Source organism: Pseudomonas sp. R62, assembly GCF_000257605.1.
Taxonomy (GTDB): domain Bacteria; phylum Pseudomonadota; class Gammaproteobacteria; order Pseudomonadales; family Pseudomonadaceae; genus Aquipseudomonas; species Aquipseudomonas atacamensis.
Window position 1 is genome coordinate 1,336,726 of the sequence record NZ_JH635998.1, and the last position, 8,217, is coordinate 1,344,942.

General features: G+C 60.5%; 7 protein-coding genes. 5 read left to right on the top strand and 2 right to left on the bottom strand.

The window, feature by feature from the left end; genetic code table 11:
* Both OQK_RS07355 and OQK_RS07360 read right to left on the bottom strand, forming a co-directional pair.
* On the bottom strand, positions 1-1,303 hold a 1,303-nt coding region (locus tag OQK_RS07355; protein WP_016771805.1), incomplete at its 3' end, for a CoA-acylating methylmalonate-semialdehyde dehydrogenase.
* Between the two features lie 74 nt (positions 1,304-1,377).
* Positions 1,378-2,727 (bottom strand): aspartate aminotransferase family protein, encoded by a 1,350-nt coding sequence (locus OQK_RS07360; RefSeq protein WP_016771806.1) that lies wholly within the window; start codon positions 2,725-2,727, stop codon positions 1,378-1,380.
* A gap of 137 nt (positions 2,728-2,864) precedes the next feature.
* Between OQK_RS07360 and OQK_RS07365 the strand changes: the two genes are divergently transcribed.
* From OQK_RS07365 to OQK_RS07385, 5 genes are all read left to right on the top strand, one after another.
* Positions 2,865-3,785, top strand: a complete 921-nt coding sequence (locus tag OQK_RS07365; RefSeq protein WP_016771807.1) for a LysR family transcriptional regulator — start codon at positions 2,865-2,867, stop codon at positions 3,783-3,785.
* A 115-nt stretch (positions 3,786-3,900) separates the two neighbouring features.
* A complete protein-coding gene (locus OQK_RS07370) occupies positions 3,901-5,268 on the top strand; it encodes a uracil-xanthine permease family protein (protein WP_016771808.1) in 1,368 nt (455 codons plus the stop codon).
* 108 nt (positions 5,269-5,376) lie between these two features.
* Complete coding sequence (locus tag OQK_RS07375; protein WP_016771809.1) at positions 5,377-6,027, top strand: TetR/AcrR family transcriptional regulator; 651 nt, start codon at positions 5,377-5,379, stop codon at positions 6,025-6,027.
* A 7-nt stretch (positions 6,028-6,034) separates the two neighbouring features.
* A complete protein-coding gene (locus OQK_RS07380) occupies positions 6,035-6,616 on the top strand; it encodes an IMPACT family protein (RefSeq protein WP_016771810.1) in 582 nt (193 codons plus the stop codon).
* Positions 6,617-7,150: 534 nt separating this feature from the next.
* On the top strand, positions 7,151-8,217 hold a 1,067-nt coding region (locus OQK_RS07385; protein WP_038860697.1), incomplete at its 3' end, for an ABC transporter ATP-binding protein.

Here is an 8,217-nt window from a genome sequence, read left to right on the forward strand (position 1 = left end):
CGACCATGCCGACTTCGATCTCGTCACAGAACAGCCGCGCCGCTTCGCCGTCACGGGTGAAGATGCAGGTGCCGTTGCCGTATTCGTGATCATTGATCAGTTGCATCGCCTCTTCCAGGCTGTTCACCCGCACCACGCACAGCACCGGCCCGAAGATCTCTTCTTTATAGATGCGCATCTCTGGAGTGACGTTGTCGAACAGACAGCCACCAAGGAAGAAGCCTTCTTCATGCCCGGCAACGCTCAAACCACGACCATCGACCACCAGGGTCGCGCCCGCCGCCACACCGTCATCCACATAACCGCTGACCTTGTCACGCGCCTGACCGGTAACCAACGGCCCCATGTCCAGACCGCACGAGGTACCCGCGCCGATTTTCAGCGCTTTGATCTGTGGAACCAGTTTCGCCACCAGCGCGTCCGCGACCTGGTCGCCAACACACACGGCCACCGAGATGGCCATGCAGCGTTCGCCGCAGGAACCGTAGGCCGCGCCCATCAGTGCACTCACCGCATTGTCCAGATCGGCATCCGGCATCAGCACCGCGTGGTTCTTCGCGCCGCCCAGTGCCTGCACGCGTTTGCCGCGCTTGGTGCCTTCGGCGTAAATGTATTCGGCAATCGGTGTCGAACCGACGAAGCTCAGCGCTTTGACTTCCGGCGCTTCGATCAGCGCGTCCACCGCCGTCTTGTCACCATGGACCACACTCATCACGCCTTTCGGCAAGCCCGCTTCCAGCAGCAACTGAGCGATCAGCAGCGTCGAGCTTGGATCGCGCTCGGATGGTTTGAGGATGAAGCAGTTGCCGCAGACGATCGCCAGCGGGTACATCCACAGCGGCACCATGGCAGGGAAGTTGAACGGGGTGATACCAGCCACAATCCCCAACGGCTGGAAGTCCGACCAGGCATCGATGTTGGGGCCGACGTTGCGGCTGTACTCGCCCTTGAGGATTTCCGGGGCGGCGCAGGCGAACTCGACGTTCTCGATACCGCGCTTCAATTCACCGGCAGCGTCTTCAAGAGTCTTACCGTGCTCTTCGCTGATCAGTTGGGAGATGCGCGCCTCGTTCTGCTCCAGCAGTTGCTTGAAGCGGAACATCACTTGGGCGCGTTTGGCCGGCGGCGTGTTGCGCCAGGCCGGAAACGCAGCCTTGGCGGCATCGATGGCTTTCTGAATGGTGGCCTGGCTGGCCAGTGGCAGTTTATGGATCGCCTGGCCGGTGGACGGGTTGAACACATCTACCGCGCGACCGGTTTCGGTCACCAGTTCGCCATTGATCAAATGCGGGATAACACTCATCGAACACTCCTGAATTCTGGTCCACAGGCGCCGTGAGAGGCGCCCGCACTTTTGTACATATATAGAGGGAAAAATCAGTCGAGCTTGTTCAGCACTTCGCCGACCGCGTCGAACAGACGATCGAGGTCTTGCGGCTTGCTGTTGAAGGTTGGGCCGAACTGCAGGGTGTCGCCGCCGAAGCGCACGTAGAACCCGGCTTTCCACAGGGCCATGCCCGCTTCGAACGGACGCACGATGGCGTCGCCGTCACGCCCGGCAATCTGGATCGCGCCGGCCAGGCCGTAGTTACGGATGTCGATGACGTTCTTCGAGCCTTTCAGGCCGTGCAACGCGTTCTCGAAATGCGGCGCGACTTCGGCGACGCTCTGCACCAGGTTTTCCTTTTGCAGCAAATCGAGTGCCGCAAGACCGGCGGCGCAGGCCACCGGGTGCGCCGAATAGGTGTAGCCGTGGGGGAATTCCACGGCATATTCCGGCGTCGGCTGGTTCATGAAGGTCTGGTAGATTTCGGAGCTGGCAATCACCGCGCCCATCGGGATCGCGCCGTTGGTGACTTGCTTGGCGATGCACATCAGGTCCGGGGTCACGCCGAAGCTCTCGGCGCCGAACATCGAACCGGTGCGGCCGAAACCGGTGATCACTTCATCGAACACCAGCAGGATGTTGTGCTGATCGCAGATCTCGCGCAGACGCTTGAGGTAACCCTGCGGCGGAACCAGTACCCCGGCAGAGCCGGCCATCGGTTCAACGAACACCGCAGCGATGTTGGAAGCGTCGTGCAGTTCGATCAACTTGAGCAGCTCATCGGCCAAAGCAATACCGCCCTGCTCCGGCATGCCACGGGAAAACGCGTTGCTCGCCAGCAGTGTGTGCGGCAGGTGATCGACATCCATCATCGCCTGACCGAACAGCTTGCGGTTGCCGTTGACGCCGCCGAGGCTGGTGCCGGCGATGTTCACACCGTGGTAACCACGGGCGCGGCCGATCATCTTGGTCTTGGTCGCCTGGCCTTTCAGGCGCCAGTAAGCACGGACCATTTTCACCGCGGTATCGGCGCATTCGGAACCGGAGTCGGTGAAGAACACGTGGTTCAGATTGCCCGGGGTCAGTTCAGTGATTTTCTCTGCCAGTTGGAACGACAAGGGATGGCCGTACTGGAAACCCGGCGAGTAATCGAGAGTGCCCAGCTGTTTCGCAACGGCTTCCTGAATTTCCTTGCGGGTGTGCCCGGCGCCGCAGGTCCACAGACCGGACAGCGAGTCGTAGATCTTGCGGCCCTTGTCATCGAACAGCCAGCTGCCTTCAGCGCCGACGATCAGACGCGGGTCGCGCTGAAAGTTGCGGTTGGCGGTGTACGGCATCCAGTGCGCGTCCAGCTTCAGTTGGCTGGCCAGTGGCGACGGCGCGTTTTCAGGCATGTTCATCGGGCAAAACCTCGCAGGGCATAAGCGTCAGGGAGATGGAAAGCGTTGTTGCAGCTAAATTGCCACGGCGATAAAGTCGGTGAAATCCAACTCTTCTAACCTTCAGTTAGATCATCGCTAAACAAAGAGAACAAAAAATGAGCAGCCGCCGCGCCGATCCATTGGCCCAGGTCAGTGATTTTGATATACGCCTGCTGCGGATTTTTCGCAGTGTCGTGGAGTGTGGCGGCTTCTCCGCAGCGGAAACCGTGCTTGGCATCGGGCGCTCGGCGATCAGCCAGCAGATGAGCGATCTGGAACAGCGCCTCGGCTTGCGCTTGTGCCAGCGCGGCCGGGCCGGATTTTCCCTGACCGAGGAAGGCCGTGAGGTGTATCAATCAGCGCTGCAATTGTTGAGTGCGCTGGAAAGCTTCCGCACTGAGGTCAACGGTCTGCACCAACACCTGCGCGGCGAGCTGATCATCGGCCTGACCGACAATCTGGTCACCCTGCCGCACATGCGCATCACCCACGCCCTCGCGCAATTGAAGGAACGCGGGCCGGATGTGCAGATTCAGATCCGCATGATTGCGCCGAATGAAGTCGAGCAAGGTGTGCTCGACGGGCGCCTGCACGTTGGCGTGGTGCCGCAGGCCAGCGCCTTGTCAGGACTGGAATATCAGCCGTTATACAGCGAGCGTTCGCTGCTGTATTGCGCGGTGGGTCATCCGCTGTTTTATGTCGACGACAAGCAACTCGATGATCAACGCCTCGACAGTCAGGACGCGATTGCGCCGACCTTTCGTTTGCCGGCGGAGATTCAGGCGCATTATCAGGCGCTCAATTGCACCGCCAGTGCCTCTGACCGTGAGGGCATGGCGTTTCTGATTCTGACCGGGCGCTACATCGGTTACCTGCCGGATCACTACGCCAATCTTTGGGTGCAGCAGGGGCGCTTGCGTGCGCTCAAGGCCGGCACGCGTTTTTACGATTTGAGTCTGGCATCGGTCACGCGCAAGGGGCGGCGCCCTCATTTGGTGCTGGAAAGTTTCCTCGAGAGTCTGGCCGCGACGCGATAGATAAGCGCGCAGAGCCCAGCCCGGCTGGGCCTCATCGACAGAATCCAGAAATAACCTGAGCAAGTGGACAGGTTTTTGCACAGAAGGGATAACTCTCCTTCAAGAAGCCAAAGCCATGCAGCCAGATTCCGACTCGTCCAGTGAACTGATCTACGGCCTCAACGACCGCCCCAAACCACTCGCCGCCATTCTCGCCGCACTGCAACACGTGCTCGCGAGTTTCGTCGGCATCATCACCCCGCCACTGGTAATCGGTTCCGCGCTCGGGCTGACCGCGCATCTACCGTACCTGATCAGCATGGCGCTGATGGTCTCGGGCGTCGGCACCTTTATCCAGGCGCGGCGACCGTTCGGCATTGGCGCGGGGATGATCTGTCTGCAAGGCACCAGTTTCGCGTTTCTCGGTGCGGTGCTGTCGGCCGGGTTTCTGGTCAAGCAGCGCGGCGGCAGCCCGGAAGATATCCTGGCGATGATTTTCGGCGTGTGCTTTTTCGGCGCAATCGTGCAGATCGTGCTGAGCAGTTTCATCGGTCAGTTGCGCCGAGTGGTCACACCGCTGGTGACCGGCATCGTCATCACGCTGATCGGCATCAGCCTGATCAAGGTCGGCATCACCGATCTGGGTGGCGGCTTCAACGCGCCGGACTTCGGCGCGCCGGGCAATCTGGCCTTGGGCGTGTTCGTGCTGCTGACGATCATTCTGCTCAACCGCTCGAATACGCCGTGGGTGCGACTGTCGGCGATCATCATCGGGCTGGTGCTCGGCAGTCTCGCCGCTTGGTTCAGCGGGAAACTGGTCCCGCAGCCGTTGCCTGACTTGCCACTGGTGAGTTTTCCTACGCCATTCAAGTTCGGATTCAACTTCGACTGGACGGCTTTCCTGCCGGTCGCGCTGATTTACCTGATCAGCACCATCGAAACCGTCGGCGACCTCACCGCCAATTGCATGCTTGCTCGCCAACCGATCAGCGGCCCTTCTTATATAAGCCGCTTGCGCGGTGGCGTGCTCGGTGACGGCGTGAGCTGCATGATCGCGGCGACCTTCAGCGCCTTCCCCAACACAACGTTCGCGCAGAACAACGGCGTGATCCAATTGACCGGCGTTGCCAGCCGCTACGTCGGCCTGTACATCGGCGCGATCCTGTTCTGCCTCGGCCTGTTCCCGATGATCGGTGCGGTGCTGCAACAGATTCCGAAACCGGTGCTGGGCGGCGCAACGCTGGTGATGTTCGGCGCTGTGGCGGCGGCGGGCGTGCGCATTCTCGCGCAGTCGCCGCTGGACCGGCGCAGCATGTTGATCATCGCCACTTCGTTCGGCGTCGGCCTCGGCATCGCCGCGCAACCGAACCTGCTGCACCTGCTGCCGAAACTGGTGCAGAACCTGTTCGACTCGGCGATCACCAGCGGCGGGCTGACGGCAATCGTCCTCTGTCTGTTGTTGCCGGAAGGCAAAACCGCCGAGCAAAAAGCCCCGCGTCATTGAACAAGATCGAACAGGCGTAACTGTTTTTCCGCGCCAGGACTTGTCGGATGCCTGTGGGTGCGCTATCAACGCAACTGGTTGCACCCACAGACAATCCCGGAAGTGCCTATGACCTTTGAAGTCCCAGCCCACGGCGGCAAACCCGCCAGCCGCATTCGTCAGAAGAACGAAGAGACCATTCTCAAAGCCGCCGAAGACGAGTTCGCCCGTCACGGGTTCAAAGGCACCAGCATGAACACCATCGCGCAGAATGCCGGGCTGCCCAAGGCCAACCTGCATTACTACTTCACCAACAAGCTCGGTTTGTATGTGGCGGTGCTGAGCAACATCATCGAGTTGTGGGACAGCACCTTCAACACCCTCACTGCCGAGGACGACCCGGCCGAAGCGCTGACCCGCTACATCCGCGCGAAGATGGAATTCTCCCGGCGCCAGCCACAGGCTTCGCGAATCTTTGCCATGGAAGTGATCAGCGGCGGCGAATGCCTGAGCGAATATTTCAATCAGGATTACCGCACCTGGTTCACCGGGCGCGCGGCGGTATTTCAGGCGTGGATCGATGCGGGCAAAATGGACCCGGTCGACCCGGTGCACCTGATTTTCCTGCTGTGGGGCAGCACCCAGCATTATGCCGACTTCGCCACGCAAATCTGCCGCGTCACCGGGCGCAGCAAGTTGACCAAGCAGGACATGGAAGACGCCGGCAACAACCTGATCCGCATCATTCTCAAAGGCTGCGGCCTCACTCCTTCTCTATAAGACGTTTATGCCTTTCACCCTCAGCGGTTTTTGCGAGTACCGCGAAGAGATTCGCAAAAGCCGCTTCATCACTCTGGCGACGCCGATCAGCAGCCCTGCCGATGCGCAGGCGTTTTTCGAGCAGCACAGCGATTTGAATGCCACGCACAATTGCTGGGCGTGGAAACTCGGCGCGCAATACCGCAGCACTGACGACGGCGAGCCGGGCGGCACGGCCGGGCGCCCCATTCTGGCGGCGATAGAAGCTCAGGATTGCGATCAGGTCGCGGTGCTGGTGATTCGCTGGTACGGCGGCATACAACTGGGCACCGGCGGTTTGGCCCGGGCCTATGGCGGTGGCGCCAACAAGTGCCTGCAAGCGGCGCAGAAAGTCGAGCTGATCAGCCGCGTGTCGCTGAGTTGCGCCTGCGGATTTGCCGAGTTGGCGCTGGTGAAGTTGCGCGTGGCCGATCTCGGTGGATTGGTGGTGGAGGAAATCTTCACGGCCAATGGGGTTGAGTTGAAATTGGCGGTAGGAGAAGCGCAGATCGAAATGCTGCAAAGTCAGTTGGCGGATCTGAGCCGTGGGCGGATTTTGTTGCAGCGGTAGGCTGCGATCTTTTAGGGCATCCCTCGTTTTCCTTATTCCACAGACTTGCCCACACCTGCTGTGCACCCGACTGTGGATAACCTGAGCACATACCGCTGTAACCCTTCTGTCATGCGGCTTTGCGCGATTTGTTCAATTTTCGTTCAATTGACCCGACGAAAGGGAAATCCAGCGTAAAAACAAACAGTTACCTTCGTTTATGACCATTAGAACAAAGCATCGCAGTGCTTATGCCCACCCTCGGCGCTTGCGCACAATTACTGTGGAGCAACCTGTGGATAAGCCGTTCATGACCGCCGCAGCTGCTGGATCTGTCTGGCTCCCAGGCAGTTGCTCGTTTTTTAACCAACTGCGAGCGGGCAAAACTGGAGCCTGTTCAATGGCTTTGCGCTGAATTGGTGCTCGATTGAAAGACAAAACACCCGCCGATGCGCTGCTGTCGGCACTTGCGGACTGGCTCCGCAAGCGTTCCTGACTCAATGGCCAGGAAATTGCTTTATCCACAGGCACAACTCCAAGTCAGTCGAGCCTGTCATGTCCATCGCCCCTTCCCCACCGCGCCTGCAACTGCGCCAGATCAGCAAACGCTACCCCGGTTGTCTGGCCAACGACGCCATCGACCTGAGCATCGCGCCGGGTGAGATCCATGCCCTGCTCGGTGAAAACGGCGCGGGCAAAAGTACGTTGATGAAGATCATTTACGGGGTCACCCAGTGCGACAGCGGTGAAATGCTCTGGCAGGGGCAGCGCGTGCAGATACGCAATCCGGCGCAGGCGCGGCAGTTGGGCATTGGCATGGTGTTCCAGCATTTCTCGCTATTCGAAACCCTCAGCGTGGCGCAGAACATTGCCCTGGCGATGGGCGCGGCGGCCGGCACGCCGAAGCAACTGGAGCCGCAGATTCGCGAAGTATCGCGGCGTTACGGCATGGCGCTGGAGCCGGAGCGACTTGTCCACAGCCTGTCGATCGGCGAGCGCCAGCGGGTGGAAATCATTCGTTGCCTGATGCAGGACATACGCCTGCTGATTCTCGATGAGCCGACCTCAGTACTGACGCCGCAAGAGGCGGACGAATTGTTCATCACCTTGCGTCGCCTCGCCGATGAGGGCTGCAGCATTCTGTTTATCAGCCACAAGCTCGGTGAAGTGCGCGCCTTGTGCCATAGCGCCACGGTGCTGCGCGGCGGCCGGGTTGCCGGGCATTGCGAGCCCGCCGAATGTTCGGACCAGCAACTGGCGCAAATGATGGTCGGTGAAGCGGCGGCATTGATTGGCGAGTATCCGAAGGTCAGCGGTGGCGCGGCGTTTCTGCAGGTGCAGGGTTTGAGCTGGCACAACCCGGATCCGTTCGGTTGCTCGCTGACAGACATCGACCTGCAAGTGCGCAGCGGTGAAATCGTCGGCATCGCCGGGGTCGCGGGCAATGGTCAGGATGAGCTGCTCGCCCTGCTTAGCGGCGAACAGCCCTTGCCGCGCGCGCAAGCGGCGACCCTGCGCTTCGCCGAGCGAAACGTTGCCGATCTGCGCCCGGATGCGCGGCGCAAACTCGGTCTGGCCTTCGTGCCGGCCGAACGCCTCGGCCACGGCGCGGTGCCGGAGTT